Annotated in this window: 1 protein-coding gene; it reads left to right on the plus strand. The window is 53.5% G+C overall.

What is annotated here, in order from left to right; all coding sequences use genetic code 11:
• The first annotated feature begins 216 nt into the window (after positions 1 to 216).
• Positions 217 to 1,140 carry an IS110 family transposase gene (locus J1G37_RS28915; RefSeq protein WP_207047211.1) on the plus strand — a complete coding sequence of 308 codons (924 nt, stop codon included), beginning with the start codon at positions 217 to 219 and terminating at the stop codon, positions 1,138 to 1,140.
• Positions 1,141 to 1,247 lie beyond the last annotated feature (107 nt).

Consider the following 1,247-nt stretch of genomic DNA (forward strand, 5'->3'; position numbering starts at 1 on the left):
CAGCTTGTGTCTTTCGCCGGGATTAGACTGTGGATGAGAGCGGTGGATGGCAAGCTGACCGACAGCGGTGCTTGAAGCACGTGTGGGAGCCTAAGCTGCCATCCACCTCTCCACTCTGGTTATTGAGCCCGAACAGTTGAACGAGCCGACCTCGAACAGTTACAAGCGTGGGCCCCGCCAGAGCGCTCTCACTTTTGAGTGTAAGAGGGTTTGGCCATGTTTGCAGGCATCGATGTTTCAAAAGACGATCTTGAAGTTCAGCTCGATTCCCAAGCTGAGGGGATGAGCTGCTCTAACACAGCGGCCGGTTTTTCACGGCTGATTCGTTGGCTGAAGAGTCACCACGTTAGTCGTGTGGTGCTGGAGGCGACGGGTGGTTACGAACGCCAGGTCATGAAAGCACTTCAGGCGGCAGATTTGGAAGTTGTGAGGATTAATCCCAGCCGGGCCAGAAGCTTTGCCCGAGCGTTGGGGCTGCAAGCTAAAACCGACCCAATAGACGCAAAGCTTCTCGCCCATTTCGCGACCACTATCAATCCCCCCAAAAGCCAGCCTACCAGCCCTGAGCAAGACGATTTACGGGCGTTGGTGCACCAGCGCGAGAACTTTGTTCAGCAACGAAGCGACGACGAGCGGCGCCTAAAAACAGCCTCTTCTGATGCTGTTAAATCCCTGCTGAAAAGCCATATCGATTATCTGACCAAAGTTATAGGGTCACTCGACGCACAGATTCGCCAGAGCGCCGAAACCCTTGATCAAAAAAGGGTTTCACAATTGTGCTCGGTCAAAGGAATAGGGCTCATTACCGCTGCCAGCTTAATGGCCTACCTGCCCGAACTGGGCAGCGTTGGACGTCGTGAAATCGCCGCACTCGCGGGCCTTGCACCGTATAACAACGACAGTGGCAAGTACCAGGGTAAGCGCTATATCAGTGGTGGAAGATTCTCAGTCCGACGCTCGCTCTACATGGCGTGCTGGTCTGCTATTCGCTTTCAGCCTGAACTCAACGCTCGATATAAAGCTCTGCGAGATAAAGGAAAGTGCGCAAAAGTAGCGCTTATCGCCTGCATGCGAGTGTTGTTGATTCGCCTGAATGCAATGATCCGAGACGGCTCAGAGTGGAGCGATCGCGTAGCGTAATCAACTACGCGATCACTAGTGGAGTAGTACACGGCATAGGCTGTGGGCGGTTTTATGGCTGCCTTAATGATGCTTTTTGAAAAGCTGCCAAGACAGTTGCTCCCACA

Source organism: Pseudomonas sp. Marseille-Q1929 (assembly GCF_017316265.1).
In the GTDB taxonomy this organism is placed as follows: Bacteria; Pseudomonadota; Gammaproteobacteria; order Pseudomonadales; family Pseudomonadaceae; genus Aquipseudomonas.